At 68.3% G+C, this 16,735-nt stretch carries 16 protein-coding genes; 9 read left to right on the top strand and 7 right to left on the bottom strand.

Going from position 1 to position 16,735, the window contains the following annotated elements; all coding sequences use genetic code 11:
• Positions 1–2 precede the first annotated feature (2 nt).
• The 3 genes from N5K27_RS12300 to N5K27_RS12310 are packed head-to-tail and all read right to left on the bottom strand — an operon-like array spanning position 3 to position 2,997.
• On the bottom strand, positions 3–1,211 hold the full coding sequence (locus N5K27_RS12300; protein WP_087837080.1) for an NAD(P)/FAD-dependent oxidoreductase: 1,209 nt from the start codon (positions 1,209–1,211) through the stop codon (positions 3–5).
• Positions 1,212–2,408 (bottom strand): amidohydrolase family protein, encoded by a 1,197-nt coding sequence (locus N5K27_RS12305; RefSeq protein WP_087837079.1) that lies wholly within the window; start codon positions 2,406–2,408, stop codon positions 1,212–1,214. It lies immediately after the preceding gene.
• A 10-nt stretch (positions 2,409–2,418) separates the two neighbouring features.
• Positions 2,419–2,997 carry an amino acid synthesis family protein gene (locus N5K27_RS12310; RefSeq protein WP_130357428.1) on the bottom strand — a complete coding sequence of 193 codons (579 nt, stop codon included), beginning with the start codon at positions 2,995–2,997 and terminating at the stop codon, positions 2,419–2,421.
• Between the two features lie 117 nt (positions 2,998–3,114).
• Between N5K27_RS12310 and N5K27_RS12315 the strand changes: the two genes are divergently transcribed.
• The 3 genes from N5K27_RS12315 to N5K27_RS12325 are packed head-to-tail and all read left to right on the top strand — an operon-like array spanning position 3,115 to position 5,446.
• Positions 3,115–3,771: a DUF4286 family protein gene (locus N5K27_RS12315; protein WP_279816731.1), complete on the top strand. Its 657-nt coding sequence runs from the start codon at positions 3,115–3,117 to the stop codon at positions 3,769–3,771.
• Positions 3,772–3,785: 14 nt separating this feature from the next.
• The gene (locus N5K27_RS12320) at positions 3,786–4,454 is read left to right on the top strand and encodes a GntR family transcriptional regulator (RefSeq protein WP_279816733.1); all 669 of its coding nucleotides are present in this window, start codon (positions 3,786–3,788) and stop codon (positions 4,452–4,454) included.
• A 35-nt stretch (positions 4,455–4,489) separates the two neighbouring features.
• Positions 4,490–5,446, top strand: coding sequence for a tripartite tricarboxylate transporter substrate binding protein (locus tag N5K27_RS12325; protein WP_165963047.1), 957 nt, complete (start codon positions 4,490–4,492; stop codon positions 5,444–5,446).
• A gap of 1 nt (position 5,447) precedes the next feature.
• On the opposite strand, the gene N5K27_RS12330 is transcribed toward N5K27_RS12325, so the two are convergent.
• Complete coding sequence (locus N5K27_RS12330) at positions 5,448–6,194, bottom strand: pseudouridine synthase (RefSeq protein ID WP_279816736.1); 747 nt, start codon at positions 6,192–6,194, stop codon at positions 5,448–5,450.
• A 113-nt stretch (positions 6,195–6,307) separates the two neighbouring features.
• On the opposite strand from N5K27_RS12330, the gene N5K27_RS12335 reads away from it, so the two are divergent.
• On the top strand, positions 6,308–7,171 hold the full coding sequence (locus tag N5K27_RS12335) for an alpha/beta fold hydrolase (RefSeq protein ID WP_279816739.1): 864 nt from the start codon (positions 6,308–6,310) through the stop codon (positions 7,169–7,171).
• A gap of 18 nt (positions 7,172–7,189) precedes the next feature.
• Here the strand turns inward: N5K27_RS12335 and N5K27_RS12340 are convergent, their stop codons facing one another.
• Positions 7,190–7,726, bottom strand: coding sequence for a M23 family metallopeptidase (locus N5K27_RS12340; RefSeq protein WP_279816839.1), 537 nt, complete (start codon positions 7,724–7,726; stop codon positions 7,190–7,192).
• 302 nt (positions 7,727–8,028) lie between these two features.
• Here N5K27_RS12340 and aroG point away from each other — a divergent pair, with 302 nt between their 5' ends.
• Entirely contained in the window at positions 8,029–9,102 is a 1,074-nt protein-coding gene (gene aroG / locus N5K27_RS12345) for a 3-deoxy-7-phosphoheptulonate synthase AroG (RefSeq protein WP_087837073.1), read from the top strand.
• A gap of 7 nt (positions 9,103–9,109) precedes the next feature.
• Here aroG and N5K27_RS12350 read toward each other — a convergent pair whose 3' ends face one another.
• Together N5K27_RS12350 and N5K27_RS12355 are read right to left on the bottom strand one after the other, a co-directional pair.
• Positions 9,110–9,667 carry a cob(I)yrinic acid a,c-diamide adenosyltransferase gene (locus N5K27_RS12350; RefSeq protein ID WP_087837072.1) on the bottom strand — a complete coding sequence of 186 codons (558 nt, stop codon included), beginning with the start codon at positions 9,665–9,667 and terminating at the stop codon, positions 9,110–9,112.
• 63 nt (positions 9,668–9,730) lie between these two features.
• A complete protein-coding gene (locus N5K27_RS12355; protein ID WP_279816745.1) occupies positions 9,731–10,507 on the bottom strand; it encodes an AraC family transcriptional regulator in 777 nt (258 codons plus the stop codon).
• A gap of 90 nt (positions 10,508–10,597) precedes the next feature.
• Between N5K27_RS12355 and N5K27_RS12360 the strand changes: the two genes are divergently transcribed.
• The 4 genes from N5K27_RS12360 to N5K27_RS12375 all read left to right on the top strand — a co-directional run bounded on the left by N5K27_RS12360 (position 10,598) and on the right by N5K27_RS12375 (position 16,726).
• Entirely contained in the window at positions 10,598–11,092 is a 495-nt protein-coding gene (locus N5K27_RS12360; RefSeq protein ID WP_279816747.1) for a tripartite tricarboxylate transporter substrate-binding protein, read from the top strand.
• A gap of 35 nt (positions 11,093–11,127) precedes the next feature.
• On the top strand, positions 11,128–13,431 hold the full coding sequence (locus N5K27_RS12365) for a molybdopterin-dependent oxidoreductase (RefSeq protein WP_279816750.1): 2,304 nt from the start codon (positions 11,128–11,130) through the stop codon (positions 13,429–13,431).
• Between the two features lie 51 nt (positions 13,432–13,482).
• The gene (locus N5K27_RS12370; protein ID WP_279816752.1) at positions 13,483–14,898 is read left to right on the top strand and encodes an FAD-linked oxidase C-terminal domain-containing protein; all 1,416 of its coding nucleotides are present in this window, start codon (positions 13,483–13,485) and stop codon (positions 14,896–14,898) included.
• Positions 14,899–15,229: 331 nt separating this feature from the next.
• Complete coding sequence (locus tag N5K27_RS12375) at positions 15,230–16,726, top strand: FAD-linked oxidase C-terminal domain-containing protein (protein WP_087837067.1); 1,497 nt, start codon at positions 15,230–15,232, stop codon at positions 16,724–16,726.
• Positions 16,727–16,735 lie beyond the last annotated feature (9 nt).

Raw genomic sequence — 16,735 nt, forward strand, 5'->3', positions numbered from 1 at the left:
CCTCAGGCGATCGTCCTGGCCTTGCGCACGCTGTCGATCAGCGAGCTGCGCAGCAGGAACTGGCGGTGCCGCTGCGGATCGTCGGCGATCCTGCGGATGTCGTCCAGCGCCTGTGCGCGCACGGCGGGATCCTTCTCCTCCAGGCGCTTCTTGTTGTTGACCGTCTGCTGCTGCACGAACTCGATGTTCATCTGCCGGCGCCGGCGCTCGTAGCGATCGAAGACCGACGCGTCTTCCTCGCCCCGCTCGACGGCGGCCAGCATGTCGACCAGTTCCATGGCGTCGTGGATGCCGCAGTTCAGCCCCAGGCCGCCGATGGGGTTGTTGACGTGCGCGGCGTCGCCCGCCAGGAACACCCGGCCCTGCCGGAAGCGCGCCGCCACCCGCTGGTGGACGCGGTAGATGTTACGGTGCAGCACCTCGTAGGGCTCGGCCCTGGGGAACACGTGGGCAAGGCGGCGGGCCACCGCGGCGTCGCTCAGGGCCTCTTCGTCGGTCTCGTCCACGCCCGATGGAAACACCGCGCGCCAGCGCCCCTGCATGTCGTCCCCCGAGATCTTGAACAGGTTCGTCCAGGCGTCGGGGTGGGCGAGGTAGTTGCGGTAGCAGCAGCCCATCAGGCGCTCGAAGTCGTCCTTGACCGTGATGACGATGAAGCGCTCGGGCCAGGTCATGCCTTCGAACGGGATGTCCAGCGCCTTGCGCAGCGCGCTGCGGCCGCCGTCGGCCGCGATCACGTAGTCGGCCTCGATGCGTACCTCTCCGCCGGGGGCCTGGGCGGTCAGGGTCACGCCGTCCCCGGACTGCGCGACCGCCGTGATGCGATGCTCGAAGTGGACCGCCGCGTCCGCGTACGTGCGCAGTTTCTCGATGCCCATGTTGCCGAGCTTGTGCTGCTCGGTCTGCACGACGAAGGGGTAGGGCGTGTCGTCCTTCAGGATCTCGTGGTCGAACTGGGCCACCATGGACTGCGCGGCCTGGTCCCAGAACTGGAAGTAGCGCGCCGTCAGGCCTTCCTTGACGAAGCGGTCGATCAGCCCCACGCGGGCGATCATCTCCAGGGTCGAGCTATGGGTGGTGGCGGCGCGGGGGCTGTCGTCCACGCGCGACTCGGCTTCGTACAGCGAGACCCGGAAGCCCTGCTGGACGGCGGCCAGCGCCGCGACGACACCGACCGGCCCGGCGCCCACGATGGCGATGTGCTTGCTCATTCAATGGCCTCCGGTGGAGTAGTCCTGGGGAATGTCGCAGCGGGCCACGCGGACCGGGCGGTTGCCGGCCGGGGTGTTGCGGCTCTTGCCGACGAAGCGCGGAACGCCGGCGGTCACGACGGCCGACACCGCGGCGATGTCGCCGTTGCGCAGGGCATCGAGCGGATCGTCCTTGGACCCGCCCACGCAGGCGTCCAGCAGGACCACGTCGGCATCCTTGCCCGGCTTCAGGAAACCGCTGTTGATGCCGTAGACCCGGGCGTTGTTGCCGGTGGCCGCCGCGATGGCCCATTCCACCGGCATGTCGGTCAGGCTGGCCAGGTGGGTGATCGTGTACATCATGCCGAGCGGCATGATGCCGCTGCCGGTGGGCGTGTCGGTGGCGATCAGGAAACGGTCGAACTGGTCGGCCTTGCGCACCATGTCGCCCAGCATGAGCGTGGTGCGCAGGTTGCCCGCGGTGCAGACCTGCAGCGCGATCTCCGACTCGTACACCATCTTCGGAAAACCCTCGTCGGGCATGGCCACGGGGCCGCCGTTGACGTGGAACGAGACATGCGGGTTCATGGCGATCAGGTGCTCGGCCCAGATGCCCGACGAACCGGGTATGGACGAGCCGCCGGTATGCACGGTGGTGATCATGCCGTGCTTGCGGGCCCAGCCTATGGCCTGCACGTAGTCGTACGGGGTCTTGACCGCGCCGAAGCCGGCCTTGGCCAGCCAGACGCCCTGCGCGGCGATGTCGGCGAAGTCCTGTTCCACCAGGCCGGGTTCGATGATGATGGAGCCCGCATATACCCGCATGCCGCCCGGACGGTAGTCCTGGAAGCAGCGCTGGGCGGCCACCGCCAGCGCCTTGACGCCGGCCGGATCCTTGGGGCGGCCGGGCGTGTGCACTTCCGAGGCCGTGATGCCGGTGGTGACGCCGCCGTGCACGTAGCTTTCCAGGAAGCCCACGGTCTTCTGTCGCGGCGTGTAGTCGCCGAAGGTGTTGTGCACCTGCGAGTCGATCAGGCCCGGAATGGCGGTGGTGCCGGCCGCGTCGATGACCACGTCGGCGCTTTCGACTTCCGCAGGACTCAGCGTGCCGACCTTGGAGATCAGCCCGTCCTGCATCAGGATGGCGTCGCCCGAGGCATAGGGCTCGCGCCATTCGCCGGTCAGTATCCGGCCCAGATTGACGATGGCGAGTTTCATCGTGTGCTCCTCAAACGAGTCCGTCCTTGCCCTGCACGTCCCGCAGCCGCAGGCCGCCCACGCGCGCGTTGAGCCGCTCGCGGTTGGAGACGGCGAACACCAGCGCGATTTCGTCGGGCAGGGGGCCGTCGGCGAAATACAGCGTCATGGCGTTATAGAGCGAGCGCACGTACAGCGCATCCTTGGAGGCCAGCGGCACGTCCAGCACCGTGCCCGGTCCGCCGATCTTGGTCACCGACGAGATCCAGGCCTTGCCGCCGCCGATCTCCTTGCGCAGGGGTTCGGCCGACGCCGTCGTCAGCAACGCGTTGGCATGTTCTTGTTCCCCGCCCAGCCCGACGACACCGGCCTTGCCGTACGACAGGATGGGGTGGTCGCCGTAGGCCGCGCGCAGCCGGGCGGCCATGCGGGCGCCCAGTTCGGGGCTGGCCTCGATCATGGGCGACAGGTCTTCCACGTATCGCCCGGCGTAGGGGTTTTCCACGAAGGCCACGATGGCCGCCTTGCGCAGCGATTCGTCGGCCGGCCGGCCGGCTTCCTCGAGCTTCTCTTCCACGATCGCCTGCCACCTGCGTACTTTCAATTGCATGTGTCGCTCCTGACGTCAGCCACCCTCGGGGCGAGGGTTCCAAATTCTTGTTGAACCGAATGTTCGACGATGTTATTGTCATACAATCATAAAGTCAATGAAGGTCAGGAGGGCTCTATGCGCGGACGCGCCATTCTGTTCTCGGAGATGAAGCCGGCCCCCGAGTGGGAAGAGAAGTTCAACCGCTGGTACGACACCGAACACATCCCCATCCGCATGGGCCTGCGCGGTTTCGTCAGCGCCCAGCGGTATGCGGCGCCCGAGCGCAACTACCTGGCCGTCTATGAAATGGACGATCTGGCCGCGCTGCGCACCGTCGCCTACCAGGCCATCAAGCAGCACCCTTCCGAGGAAACGGCCTGGATGCTGCGCAACGTGACCGGATTCACGCGCTACCTGTGCGAAGAAATCGGCAGCGCCGGCGACGCCTCGGCCGAAGCGCTCGATGCTCCGGTGCTGTATGCCGTCTGGTTCAACGTGCCGGAGGAACACCTGGCTGATTTCGATGCCTGGTACGAACAGGACCACGTGCCGTTGCTGCTGGAGTGCCCGCAGTGGCGCGCGGTGCGGCGCTTCCACGTCAAGGACGGCGAGCCGGGCCGCTACAACCGGCTGGCGCTGCACTACCTGGACGACGTCGGGGCGCTGGAGTCGCCGGCCCGCGCGAAGGCCCGCGCCACGCCCTGGCGCGCGCGCCTGGCCGACCAGCCCTGGTTCAAGGGGGCCTACGACCTGTTCGACCGCCACCAGGCCCGGCAACGGCCGCCGCTGTGACCGGAGATGACACCATGGACCTGAAGATTTCTCCGCGTTCGGTGCAACAGGAAACGGTGCGCCTGGTGCGCGAAGCCATCACCAGCGGCTACTTCAAGCCGGGCGAACGGCTGGTCGAGGCCAAGCTGTGCAGCCTGCTGGGCGTCAGCCGGACTTCCGTGCGCGAGGCGCTGCGGGTGCTGGCAACGGAAAAACTCATCACCATCGTGCCCAACAAGGGACCGTCGGTGGCCGAACTGAGCTGGGAAGAAGCCGAGAGCATCTATCACCTGCGCGCGCTGCTCGAAGGCGAAGCCGCGGCGCTGGCGGCCGGACGCGTCAAGCCGGACGACCTGCGCCGCATGCGCGAGGCGCTCGACACCTTTGCCGCCGCCGTCGACCAGCAGGACTGGAAGACGCGCATCTCGGCCACGGCGGATTTCTATGAAGTGATCATCCAATGCTGCGGGAACGCAGTCATGGGCGAAGTGCTGCACGGCCTTTTGACACGCATCAACTTCCTGCGGGCCCGGACCATGGCCAGCCCCGGTCGCGCCAAGCATAGCGTGCGCGAGCTCGAGGCCATCTATGGCGCGCTGGAGAAGGGCGATGCCCGCGAGGCGCGCGCCGTGGCCGTGGCGCACGTAAAGGCGGCCGAAGCCGAGGCACGCGACGTCTATCGGGAAATGAATCACGCAGCCTGATTTTTCAACCACGCACGTCGGGGAATGGCATGAAAATGAAGTGGCGATTTGCAGGGGTTCTTCTTTCGCTGACCATGGCGGGGGCCGCGCATGCGGCATGGCCCGAGCGCGCGATCACGCTGGTCGTGCCGTTCGCCGCCGGCGGCAATACCGACAGCATCGCGCGGATCACCGCCGAATGGCTGACCACGCAGCTCAAGCAGACCGTGGTGGTCGACAACCGCCCGGGGGCCAACGGCGCGATCGCCGCGGACTACGTCGCGCGCGCCCGGCCCGACGGCTACACGCTGTTCATGGCCACCTTGCCGCAGATGGCCATCGTTCCGGCCTTGCAGAAGGTCCGGTACGATCCCATCAAGGACTTCGCGCCGGTGTCCATCGTGGCCACCAACGAGTTCGCGCTGGCGGTCCATCCCGGCTTCCCGGCCAAGAGCCTGCCGGAACTGGTGGACTACATCAAGGCGCGGCCGGGCCAGGTCGCCTATGCCTCGGCGGGCAGCGGCTCGGTCAGCCATTTGACGATGGCCATGTTCGTCAAGCGCGCCAGCCTGTCGATGATCCACGCCCCGTATCGCGGCGGCGCGCCGGCCATCGCCGACGTGGTGGGCGGGCAGGTGCCCATGTACTTCGCCAACGTCGCCGAGGTCCTGCCCTACGTCAAGAGCGACAAGCTGCGCGTCGTGGCGGTATCCGGCGAGCGCCGGTCGACCGACCTGCCTTCGGTCAAGACGGTGGCCGAGCAGGGCTATCCCGGGTTTTCCACGGAAACCTGGAACGGCATCGCCGCGCCGGCGGGCACGCCTCGCGAGGTGATCGACCGCATCGCCGGCTCGCTGGCGGAAGCGGGCAAGGACGCGGGGTTCGCCGCGAAGCTGGCGGCCATCGGAGTATCGGTACTGTGCAATACGCCCGAGCAGTTCGCCCGCAAGCTGGCCGACGACAACAAGGTGTGGGCCACGGCGGTCAAGGAATCGGGGGCGTCGCTGGACTGAATCAGAACCGTTCGTCGGGCCGGAGATAGCGCCATTGACCCGGCGGCAGGTCGCCCAGCGTCACGCCGCCGATGCGCACGCGCTTCAGGCCCACCACCTTCAGGCCCACCAGTTCGCACATGCGGCGGATCTGGCGTTTCTTGCCCTCGAGCAGGGTGAAGGACAACTGGTCGTCGTTCTGCCAGCGGACCTTGGCCGGCCGCAGCGGCTTGCCGTCCAGCGACAGGCCGTGGTTGAGCCGCTTCAGGTCGCTGTCGGGCAGGCGTCCCGGACGGGTGTACTGCACGCGGACCAGGTATTCCTTGTCGACGGTGGAGTCCTCGCCGATCAGGTGCTTGGCGATGCGGCCGTCCTGGGTCAGGACCAAGAGGCCCACCGAATCGATGTCCAGCCGTCCGGCCGGCACCAGGCTGCGCAACTGGCTGGGCTGGAAGCGGATGGGCGAGCGGTCTCCGGTCCAGCGCGTGCTGGCCTTGACCAGGGTCACGGCCGGCTGGTAGCCGTCCTCGGCCTGGCCGCTGACATAGCCGACCGGCTTGTTCAGCAGGATGGTGACCCGCTGCGCCTGTTCGGCGCTGGCCTGGCGTTCGATGGTGATCTTCTGGTCCGGCAGCACCTTGCTGCCCAGCACCGACACCACCGCGCCGTCCACGCGCACCCAGCCGCGGCTGATCCATTCATCCGCCTCCCGGCGGGAGCAGAGTCCCAGTTCGGACATGCGCTTGGACAGGCGGACGGGTTCGGACATGCTGGCCACGGTCAAGAATCGGTGCAGAGGCGCTAGTGTAGTGGATGGGCCGTGGCCGCCGCCGCGACGGGTTAAGCTTGCGCCTTTGTCGGCCAGCTTCCCGCCCCTCCGCCATGAGCGACATCGATCCCATCCTGTTCCCGAACGACGACCGTGCCCAGGCCGAGGCGGCCATCGCCGCCGTGGAAGCCGCCACCGTCCGCCACGAGGCCGAGCATGCCGGCACGCGCGTCGTCTGGCGCTCGGCCGGGCAGGGAAGTCCGCTGGTGCTGCTGCATGGCGGGCACGGCAGCTGGCGGCACTGGATACGCAACCTGGGGGCGCTTGCGCAACGCCACACCGTATGGGTGCCGGACATGCCGTCGTTCGGCGAATCCGGCACGCTGACGCCGCCCGCCGACCTGCCCCACCTGGTGGCGACCACGGCGGCGACGCTGGACCAGCTCGTGGGAGCGGACACCCCGATCGACCTGGCCGGCTTCTCGTTCGGCGGCCTGTGCGCGGCCCACCTGGCCGCGCGGCGCGGGAACGTGGCGCGCCTGGCCCTGCTGGGCGCCGCCGGCCACGGCACGCCGCGCCGGCAGAAGGCCGCGATGGTCAACTGGCGGCTGGCAAGCGGCGAGGCGGCCCTGGTCGAGGACCTGCGCCACAACCTGCGCGCCCTGATGCTGCACGACGAAGGCAGCATCGACGCGCTGGCGGTGGCGGTGCACCGCCAGGCCTGCGAGGCCACGCGTTTTCGCAGCAAGGCCCTGTCGCAGAGCGGCCCCACCAAGGGCATCCTGGACGGCTTTTCCATGCCCATCCTGTTCGCCTGGGGCGAGCACGACGTGACCGCGTATCCGGACCGGGTGGGGCCGTGGTGGGTCGACGGCCGGCCCGAGCGCCAGTGGCGCGTGATTCCCCATGCCGGGCACTGGGTGCAGTTCGAGCAGGCCGAGGCGACGAACCGGATGCTGCTGGCCTTTTTCGGCTGAGCACGCACGAAGGCGCCCTCAACGCCCGGCCAGCAGCGGATACGGATTGATGGCGCCGCCGGCCTCGTAGATGCCGTAGTGCAGGTGGGTGGGCGTGCCGCGCGCATTCCCGCTGTTGCCCACGTAGCCCAGCGGCATCCCGGCCTGGATGCGCTGGCCCGACCGCAGGTCGGCATAGCGTTCGAGGTGGGCGTAGTAGTGCATCTGCCGGCCCGGGCCCATGACCCACACCGTGTTCCCGCCCAGCGTATTGGTGCCGATCCGGGTCACGATGCCTTCCGTGGCCGACAGCACGGCGGTGTTGCGGCGGGCGAAAATGTCTATGCCTTCGTGGTGCCGGCCGTCGGCGCGCGGGGCGTTCCAGGTGTCCCGCAGGTCGCGCGGACGCACCCCCTCGACCGGCACCGGCAGGCGCGAGGGGGCGGGCATCGCCGCCAGTCTCAGTCCGTACAGGGGGATTTCCAGTGCCGGGCGGACGACGGGCCAGCCCAGCCACAGCGCCGCGGCCGCCAGCGTCCAGGCAAGCAGCCGGGGGCGCCGCCGGCGGGGCGGCATCCAGGTGTGGGAAGCGGGCGTGGCCATGGTTTCCGCCATCTGCAAGAACGGTGCCCGCTACTTGCCGAAGCGGCCGGCCCCTGCTACGATATATTTTATGAACTACGCTTCCACGTATTTTTACTTTTACTTTTTTGGATTTCCAAAGCCGCTGGCGGAGGAAAGGAAGCGTCGTATCTAACGGATTCCTGCCCCAAAAAAGCCGCCAGCGTCCTGGCGGCTTTTTTTGTGCCTGGACGAAACGGTGGGGCGAACCCCCCAAGACATGCATACCAGACATCATTGAAATCCAGGAGAGGATCGTGTCCCACAACACCGACGACTTGCGCATTCGTGAAATCAAGGAGCTGGCTCCGCCTTCGCACCTGATGCGCGAGTTTCCCTGCACCACCAACGTCTCGGAGACGGTCTACTCCACCCGACAGGCGCTGCACCGCATCCTGCACGGCATGGACGACCGCCTCGTGGTGGTGATCGGGCCGTGTTCCATCCACGACACCAAGGCCGCCCTGGAATACGCCTCCCGCCTGAAGGCCGAGCGCGACCGTTTCGCCGGCGAGCTCGAGATCGTGATGCGGGTGTACTTCGAGAAACCGCGCACCACGGTCGGCTGGAAGGGCCTGATCAACGATCCCGACCTGGACGGCAGCTTCAACATCAACAAGGGGCTGCGCACCGCCCGCCAGTTGCTGCTGGAGATCAACGCCCTCGGCTTGCCTGCGGGGTGTGAATATCTGGACATGATCACGCCCCAGTACATCGCCGACCTCGTCTCCTGGGGGGCCATCGGCGCGCGCACCACGGAAAGCCAGGTCCACCGCGAACTCGCCTCCGGCCTGTCGTGTCCCGTGGGCTTCAAGAACGGGACGGACGGCAACATCCGCATCGCCGTCGATGCGATCAAGGCGGCGTCCCAGCCCCACCATTTCCTGTCGGTGACCAAGGGCGGCGTGTCGGCCATCGTGTCCACCAACGGCAACGAGGATTGCCACGTCATCCTGCGCGGCGGCAAGGCGCCCAACTACGACGCCGCCAGCGTGGAAGCCGCCGCCCAGGACATGGCCAAGGCCGGCCTGGCCCAGCGCGTGATGATCGATGCCAGCCATGCCAACAGCAGCAAGAAGCCCGAGAACCAGCCCCAGGTGCTGGACGACGTGGCGCGCCAGATGGAAGCGGGCGACAACCGCATCATCGGGGTGATGGTGGAAAGCCACCTGACGGCCGGCAGGCAGGACCTGGTTCCCGGCAAGCCGCTGGTCTATGGCCAAAGCATCACCGACGGCTGCATCGACTGGGATACCTCGGTGCAGGTGCTCGAGCGCCTGGCCCAGGCGGTGCAGGCGCGCCGGCTGGTGGCGACCAGCAGCGGCAAGTAGGCCGCGGCTAGAGGCCTCGGGTACGGCCCGAGCGCCACAGGACTTCCGGCGCGCCGGCATCCTGGTTGATGGCGCGGGCCAGTACGAACAGCAGGTCCGACAGGCGGTTCAGGTATTGCCGCGGCGGCGCATGGACGGTCTCGACGCCGGCCAGCGCCACCACGCTGCGTTCGGCCCGGCGGCATACGGTACGGGCCATGTGGGCCAGGGCCGCCGGCCGGCTTCCGCCAGGTAGCACGAATTCGCGCAGCGGCGGCAGCCGGGCGTTGTAATCGGCCAGCAGGCCGTCCAGGTGCGCCACGCGCGCCTCAGTCAGCAGGACGTGGCCGGGCATGCTGAGTTCTCCCCCCAGGTCGAACAGATCGTGCTGGATGTCCAGCAAGTCGTGCGCGATGTCCTGCGGCAAGGCTTCGGTCGCCAGCAGGCCCACCGCGCTGTTGAGTTCGTCCACGTCGCCGATGGCCGCGATGCGCGGCGAGTCCTTGGCCACGCGCGGTCCGGTGGCCAGGCCGGTGGTGCCGTCGTCGCCGGTGCGCGTGGCGATCACGCTCAATCGATGTCCCATGAATGCTCCATGATCAGGGTCCCTGTGCATGCCCCTGTGGGCATCGCCGTGCGTGGATTGTAGTCAGGGCGTTTCCGCTTTCCTTCTCTTCAACTGGCTGGGCGAGTATCCGTAGAATTGCCTGAAAGCGTGGGAATAGGCGCCTTCGCTGGAATAGCCCAGCTCGACCGCGATATCGAGCATTCGGCGGCCCTGGCCGTGCAGCTCGAGCGCGCGTGTCATGCGTGCATGATTGCGCCACTGCTGGAACGACAGTCCGGTCAGCTTCACGAAGATGCGCTGCATCGTCTTTTCGCTGGCTCCGGCCTGCGCCGCCCATTGCGCCAGCGTCCTGCCATCCGACGGGTCGGCCTCCAGCGCCCGGCAGATCTGGGCGATGCGCGCGTCCTCGGGAATGGGCAGGCCGGCTGCCACGCGCGGGGCCCGACGGATCTCGTCCAGGATCACCCGGGTCTTCCAATGGCGCGATGAGGCGTCGGCGTGCGAAGCGTCCCAGCGTCCCGCGTCGAAGATCAGTTCCCTGAGCAGGGGGCTGATTCCCGTCACGGCAAAGGCCGGCTCGGCATATACGGCCGCATCGATATACACGCTGTGGTACCGGTAGGGGCGCTCCATCAGCACCGCGTGGGGAAGGTCGGGAGGGATCCAGGCGGCTCGGCTGGGGCCCAGCCGGACCAGGTGGTGCCCGGTCTGGAGCAGCGTGGCGCCACGCTCGGGATACAGCAGTTGTCCGCAGGCGTGGGTGTGGAGCGAGGTGTCGCCCGCCTGGCCTTCGCGCACGACGACGCGCAGCGGCTCGCCCGCCATGTCGACGGGCAGGGGCACGGGCAGCAGCGTCATATGTCGGTTCTTCGCCGAAAACTGACGGTTTCTCGCAAGTGGAAGAAGCGGGCGATTCCTATAGTGCCGGGGATTCCACGGAGGAACGTCATGTCGAAAATCACTCGTCGGCGGTTGGGCGCGGCCTTGGCCGTCGCGGGGGTGGTCTGGAGCGCGGCCGGCCACGCGCAACGCTATCCTGAAAAGCCTATCACCATCGTGGTCGCCTATCCACCTGGCAGCGACACCGACGTCATGGCGCGTCCCTACAAGGGCGTCGCGCCGTCCGTGACGGACGTCGTGGCGGGCCACATTCCGGTCGCGCTTGTGACGATCGGGCCGGTCAGGCAGTATCTCAAGGCAGGCAAATTGACGGCCATCGCGGTGGCGGATCCCGACCGCACGCCGTTCCTGCCGAATGTGCCTTCCATCGCCGAGTCCGGGTTTCCCGACGTGCGCCTGCGCGCCTGGAACGCGTTCTTCGCGCCGGCGGCATGGTCGGCCGTGCCGGCGGGGGGCTCGCCCGCAAAGCTCGGAGCCCGGGTGGCCGCCGACTACCGGCAGTTGGGGCGGCTGATCGACGAATTGAAGATCCAGGCCGACTGACGGCCGGCGATCGTTCCATCTTCCCAGGAGGACACGTGGCGACCCGAACCATACAGACCGCCTCGCATTGGGGCGTCTACGACGTGGTGACCGACGAGCAAGGCGCCATCGTCGATACCGTGCCGTTCCGCGCCGACCCGCATCCGGCCAGCTTCGTGCGGGGCCTGCCCGAGATCGTGCGCGGGCCGCTGCGGATCGACCAGCCCTATGTCCGGGCGGGCTACCTGCGCCATCGCAACGGCCAGGGGCGCGGCGGCGACGCCTTCGTGCCCGTCGGCTGGGACCAGGCCCTGGGCCTGGTCGCCGACGAGCTGGCCCGGGTCAAGGCCGAGCACGGCAACGAGGCCATCTACGGCGGTTCGTATGGCTGGGCCAGCGCCGGCCGGCTGCACCACGGGCCCAGCGTGCTCAAGCGTTTCCTGGGCCTGCACGGCGGTTACGTGGACAAGCGCGGCAACCATAGCTTCGGCGCCGCGCTGGGCATCATGCCCTACGTCCTGGGGCGCTCGGACATCACCAATCTGGTGGCATCGTGGCCGGAAGTCATGGCCTCGACCGAACTGATGGTGATGTTCGGCGGCGCCGCCCTGAAGAATACCCAGCTCGACCCCGGCGGCGCGGTGGTGCACGACAACCCCGACTGGTACCGGAACACAGGAAGCGGCGGGCCCGTGTTCGTGACCATCAGTCCGTCGCGCGCGGACCAGCCGCCCGCGTCCCGTTCGGAATGGATGCCCATCCGCCCGCATACCGATACCGCGATGATGCTCGGCATCGCCCATACGCTGGCCTCGGAAGGCCTGCACGACCGGGAGTTCCTGGCCAGCCATTGCGAAGGCTACGCGCGCTTCGAGGCCTATCTGCTGGGCCGCGACGGCGGGCCGCCCCGCAGCGCGGAGTGGGCGGCGGCCATCACCGGCATTGCGGCCGGCCAGATCCGCGCGCTGGCCCGCAGGATGGCGGGCAGCCGCACCATGGTGAACCTGAGCTGGTCGGTGCAGCGCGCCGATCACGGCGAGCAGCCGGTGTGGATGCTGGTCACCCTGGCCGCGATGCTGGGGCAGATCGGGCTGCCGGGCGGCGGCTTCAGCATCGGCTTCGGCGCGGTCAACGGCATGACGGCGCCACGCGTCGAGGGCATGCCGCGCCCGACGCTGCCGCTGGGGCCCAATGCGATCAAGACCTACGTGCCGGTGGGCCGCATCGCCGACATGCTGCTGCATCCCGGCAAGCAGATCGAGTGCTTCGGCCGGGCCATCACGTTCCCGGACATCCGCCTGATCTATTCCATAGGCGGCAACCCCTTCCACCACAACACCAACCTGAACCGTTTCCTGCGCGCCTGGCAGGCGCCGGAAACGGTCATCGTCCACGAGCCGTGGTGGAACCCCGCCGCCCGGCATGCCGACATCGTGCTGCCGGCGACCACCACCATGGAGCGCAACGACATCCTGGCGCACGAGAACTCCCCTTATTGGATGGCCATGCGGCAGGTCATTCCGCCGGTGGGGCAGGCGCGCAACGACTTCGACATCCTGGCCGAGGTCGCGGGGCGCCTGGGTTTCGAGGCGGCCTATACCGAAGGGCGCGACGAGATGGGCTGGCTGCGCCACATGTACGAGGTCGCCGCCGCCAGGGCCCGGGAGTCGGGCTACGCGCCGCCGGCGTTCGATGCGTTCTGGCAGGCCGGCCAGTTCGCCTTTCCCCAGCCCGAGACCGGCTGCGTGCTGCTGGACGATTTCCGCCGCGATCCCGGGGGCCATCCGCTCGCCACGCCCTCGGGCCGGATAGAGATCCATTCGCGCACGATCGAGGGCTATGGCTACGCGGACTGCCCGGCCCATCCCGCATGGCTGGAGCCGGCCGAATGGCTGGGCGGCGCGCAGGCCGCGCGCTATCCCCTGCACCTCCTGTCCAACCAGCCGGCCACCCGACTGCACAGCCAGCTCGATCCGGCGCAGGCCAGCCGCGCCAGCAAGGTGGCCGGGCGCGAGCCCATCGCCCTGCATCCCGACGACGCGGAGGCGCGGGGCATCCGGGAAGGCGACGTGGTCCGCGTGTTCAACGACCGCGGGGCCTTCCTGGCGGGAGCCGTGCTGGCCGGGCACCTGATGCCGGGCGTCGCGCAGATCGCCACCGGGGCCTGGTACGACCCGCTGCAAGGCGGCGAGCCCGGTTCGCTGGACAAGCATGGCAATCCGAACATGGTGACGCTCGACAAGGGCACGTCGAGCCTGGCGCAGGGCTCGATGGCGCAGACCGCCCTGGTCGAGATCGAGCGCGTTGACGACGCGCCGCCGGTCACGGCCTTCGTGCCGCCGGCGGTGCGGCGGGCCTGATTGGGGGGCAGGGCGTAGAATCGGGGGGATCCACCCTCAGGCTGTCGATTCATGAATGCCCCCGATTTTTCCTCGCTGCGCCGTCCGGTGCCCCAGGCCTGCCTCGATGCGCTGGCCGCTCATTTCGGCGACCGCCTGTCGCTCAATGCGTCCGTGCGGGAACACCACGGCCGCGACGAGTCGCCCTATCCGGCGGTGCCGCCCGACGCCGTGGTGTTCGCCGAAAGCACCGAGGACGTGGTGGCGGCCGTCCAGGCCTGCGCCGCGCACGGCGTGCCGCTGATCGCCTACGGTTCGGGATCGTCGCTGGAAGGGCATGTGCTGGCCATCGAAGGCGGCATTACGCTGGATGTGTCCCGCATGAACCGCGTCCTGTCGGTCAACCCCGACGACCTGACCGTTACCGTGCAGGCCGGCGTCACGCGCAAGCAACTCAACAACGAAATCCGCGATACCGGGCTGTTCTTTCCCATCGACCCCGGCGCGGACGCCTCGTTGGGCGGCATGGCCGCCACGCGGGCGTCGGGAACCAACGCGGTACGCTACGGCACGATGCGCGACAACATCGTGTCCCTGACGGTGGTCACGGCCCAGGGCAAGGTCATCCGCACGGCGCGGCGCGCGAAGAAATCCTCGGCGGGCTACGACCTGACCCGTCTTTTCATCGGCAGCGAAGGCACGCTGGGCATCATCACCGAGGTCACGGTGCGCCTGTATCCCCAGCCCGAGGCCGTGTCGGCGGCGGTCTGCAACTTCCCCAGCGTCGATGCGGCCGTGGCCGCGGTCATCCAGACCATACAGATGGGTATCCCGGTCGCCCGGGTCGAACTGCTGGACACCGCCACCGTGCGCGCGTTGAACCTCTACAGCAAGCTGACCCTGCGCGAGACGCCGCTGCTGCTGTTCGAGTTCCACGGCAGCCCGGCCGGGGTCGAGGAACAGGCCACGACGGTGCAGGAGATCACGCGCGAGCACGGCGGCATGGATTTCGAATGGGCCGTGCATCCCGAGGACCGCAACCGTCTCTGGGCCGCGCGCCACAACGCGTATTTCGCCACCCTGCAGCTGCGTCCCGGCGCGCGCGCCTCCAGCACCGACGTCTGCGTGCCCATTTCCCGGCTGGCCGATTGCATCCGCGCAACCAACGCCGACCTGGCCCAGGCCAGCTTCCCCACCTGCGTGGTCGGACACGTGGGCGACGGCAACTTCCACGTGCAGATGCTGCTGGACCCGGACAGCGAGGCCGAATGGGCCGAAGCCGAGGCCATCAACCGCCGCATGGTCCGCCGCGCCCTGGACATGGACGGCACCTGCACCGGCGAACACGGGGTGGGCCTGCACAAGATGCAATTCCTGGCCGAGGAGCACGGCGAGGACGCGCTGGCGCTGATGCGGCAGGTGAAACAGGCTTTCGATCCGTTGAATATCCTCAATCCCGGGAAGGTGTTGCCCCTCCCTACGCGCTGAGGGGAAGCCCACCCCCTACGCCCTTCGGGCGCCCCCTCAAGGGGGCGAAACCGGCGGACTGGCAAAGCCAGATCCGCGGTTTCCTGGGTCTAGGGAGGTTATCTTGGACCGAATCATCGGTGCTATCGCTGGCGGCCAGCGATAGCACCGGTGCCACCCCTCAAGAAACAGGTACTAGACCCAGGATGCGGTGGATCCGGCTCCGCCGGTCCACCCGCATCGCCCCCTTGAGGGGGCCCGCGTAGCGGGTAGGGGGTGGGCTTCCCGGGGGGTAATACCACTATTGGGGAAAGCGGGGGCACGCTATCTTCAGAAGTTACTGGAGATGTGCATGAACGCCCCAACAGAAATCGGGCTGGACCCGATCGCGGCCGAGCGCCAGGTAGAGGTGGTGCAGGCATTGCGCGCTGTGCTTCCCAACTACTGTGTGCTGTTCAGGGAAGAGGACACGCGTCCCTACGAATGCGACGGACTGTCGCTGTTCCGCCAGTTGCCCATGGTCGTGGTGCTGCCGGAGACCGAGGAGCAGGTGCGGCAGGTCCTGCGGTTGTGCAAGCGGATGGGCGTGCCGGTGGTGGCGCGCGGCGCGGGCACCGGGTTGTCGGGCGGCGCGACGCCGCATGCCGAGGGTGTGCTGCTGGGCCTGGCGAAGTTCAACCGCATCGTCCATGTCGACCCCGAGGCGCGCCTGGCGGTGGTGCAGCCGGGCGTGCGCAACCTGGCCATCTCCGAGGCCGCCGCGCCCCACGGGCTCTACTACGCGCCCGATCCCTCCAGCCAGATCGCCTGCACCATAGGCGGCAACGTGGCCGAGAACTCGGGCGGCGTGCATTGCCTGAAATACGGCCTGACGGTGCACAACGTGCTGGCGGCGCGCGTGGTCACGATGGACGGCGAGGTGCTGGAGCTCGGCTCGTCGGCGCTGGACGAGCCCGGCCTGGACCTGCTGTCCATCATCATCGGCTCCGAGGGCATGCTGGGCATCGTGACCGAGGTCACGGTCAAGCTCATCCCGCGTCCGGCCGTGGCGCGGGTGGTCATGGCGAGTTTCGCGTCGGTCGAGGCGGCCGGCGATGCCGTCGCCCGGGTCATCGCGGCCGGCATCATTCCCGCCGGACTCGAAATGATGGACCGGCGCGCCGTGCACATGGTGGAACCCTTCGTGTGCGCGGGCTACGACCTCGATGCCGAGGCCATCCTGCTGTGCGAATCGGACGGCACCGAAGAGGAAGTGGCCGACGAGATCTGCCGGATCGAGGCGCTGTTCGCCCAGTGCGGCGCGACGCGCCTGCAGGTTTCCGGTTCCGAGGCCGAGCGGCTGCTGTTCTGGGCCGGCCGCAAGAATGCCTTTCCGGCGGCGGGGCGGATTTCTCCCGACTACTACTGCATGGACGGGACCATCCCGCGCCGCTGCCTGGGGCGCGTGCTGTCGGCCATCGCCGAGATGGAGCACAAGTACGGCCTGCGCTGCGCGAATGTGTTCCATGCGGGCGACGGCAACCTGCATCCGCTGATCCTGTTCGATGCCAACGACATCGACGAGGTCGAGCGGGCCGAGCAATTCGGCGCCGAGATCCTGGAGCTGTGCGTGGAGGTCGGCGGCACGATCACCGGCGAGCATGGGGTGGGGGCCGAGAAGATCGACCAGATGTGCGTGCAGTTCGCGCGCGAGGAGCTGGACGTCTTCTTCGGCATCAAGCACGCCTTCGACGCGACCGGCCTGCTCAATCCGGGCAAGGCCATCCCGACGCTGGCCCGGTGCAACGAATACGGACGCCGGCACGTGCACCGCGATGCCATCCGCTTTCCCGAGATCCCCCGCTTCTGATTCCCGGCC

It is taken from the genome of Pigmentiphaga sp. GD03639 (assembly GCF_029845405.1).
GTDB lineage: Bacteria > Pseudomonadota > Gammaproteobacteria > Burkholderiales > Burkholderiaceae_B > Pigmentiphaga > Pigmentiphaga daeguensis.

What these genes read in the sequence shown, in the direction of transcription:
- N5K27_RS12300 (WP_087837080.1), bottom strand. Translation starts at nt 1,211, where the DNA reads ATGAGCAAGCACATCGCCATCGTGGGCGCCGGGCCGGTCGGTGTCGTC.
- N5K27_RS12305 (WP_087837079.1), bottom strand. Translation starts at nt 2,408, where the DNA reads ATGAAACTCGCCATCGTCAATCTGGGCCGGATACTGACCGGCGAATGG.
- N5K27_RS12310 (WP_130357428.1), bottom strand. Translation starts at nt 2,997, where the DNA reads ATGCAATTGAAAGTACGCAGGTGGCAGGCGATCGTGGAAGAGAAGCTC.
- N5K27_RS12315 (WP_279816731.1), top strand. Translation starts at nt 3,115, where the DNA reads ATGCGCGGACGCGCCATTCTGTTCTCGGAGATGAAGCCGGCCCCCGAG.
- N5K27_RS12320 (WP_279816733.1), top strand. Translation starts at nt 3,786, where the DNA reads ATGGACCTGAAGATTTCTCCGCGTTCGGTGCAACAGGAAACGGTGCGC.
- N5K27_RS12325 (WP_165963047.1), top strand. Translation starts at nt 4,490, where the DNA reads ATGAAGTGGCGATTTGCAGGGGTTCTTCTTTCGCTGACCATGGCGGGG.
- N5K27_RS12330 (WP_279816736.1), bottom strand. Translation starts at nt 6,194, where the DNA reads ATGTCCGAACCCGTCCGCCTGTCCAAGCGCATGTCCGAACTGGGACTC.
- N5K27_RS12335 (WP_279816739.1), top strand. Translation starts at nt 6,308, where the DNA reads ATGAGCGACATCGATCCCATCCTGTTCCCGAACGACGACCGTGCCCAG.
- N5K27_RS12340 (WP_279816839.1), bottom strand. Translation starts at nt 7,726, where the DNA reads ATGCCGCCCCGCCGGCGGCGCCCCCGGCTGCTTGCCTGGACGCTGGCG.
- N5K27_RS12350 (WP_087837072.1), bottom strand. Translation starts at nt 9,667, where the DNA reads ATGGGACATCGATTGAGCGTGATCGCCACGCGCACCGGCGACGACGGC.
- N5K27_RS12355 (WP_279816745.1), bottom strand. Translation starts at nt 10,507, where the DNA reads ATGACGCTGCTGCCCGTGCCCCTGCCCGTCGACATGGCGGGCGAGCCG.
- N5K27_RS12360 (WP_279816747.1), top strand. Translation starts at nt 10,598, where the DNA reads ATGTCGAAAATCACTCGTCGGCGGTTGGGCGCGGCCTTGGCCGTCGCG.
- N5K27_RS12370 (WP_279816752.1), top strand. Translation starts at nt 13,483, where the DNA reads ATGAATGCCCCCGATTTTTCCTCGCTGCGCCGTCCGGTGCCCCAGGCC.
- N5K27_RS12375 (WP_087837067.1), top strand. Translation starts at nt 15,230, where the DNA reads ATGAACGCCCCAACAGAAATCGGGCTGGACCCGATCGCGGCCGAGCGC.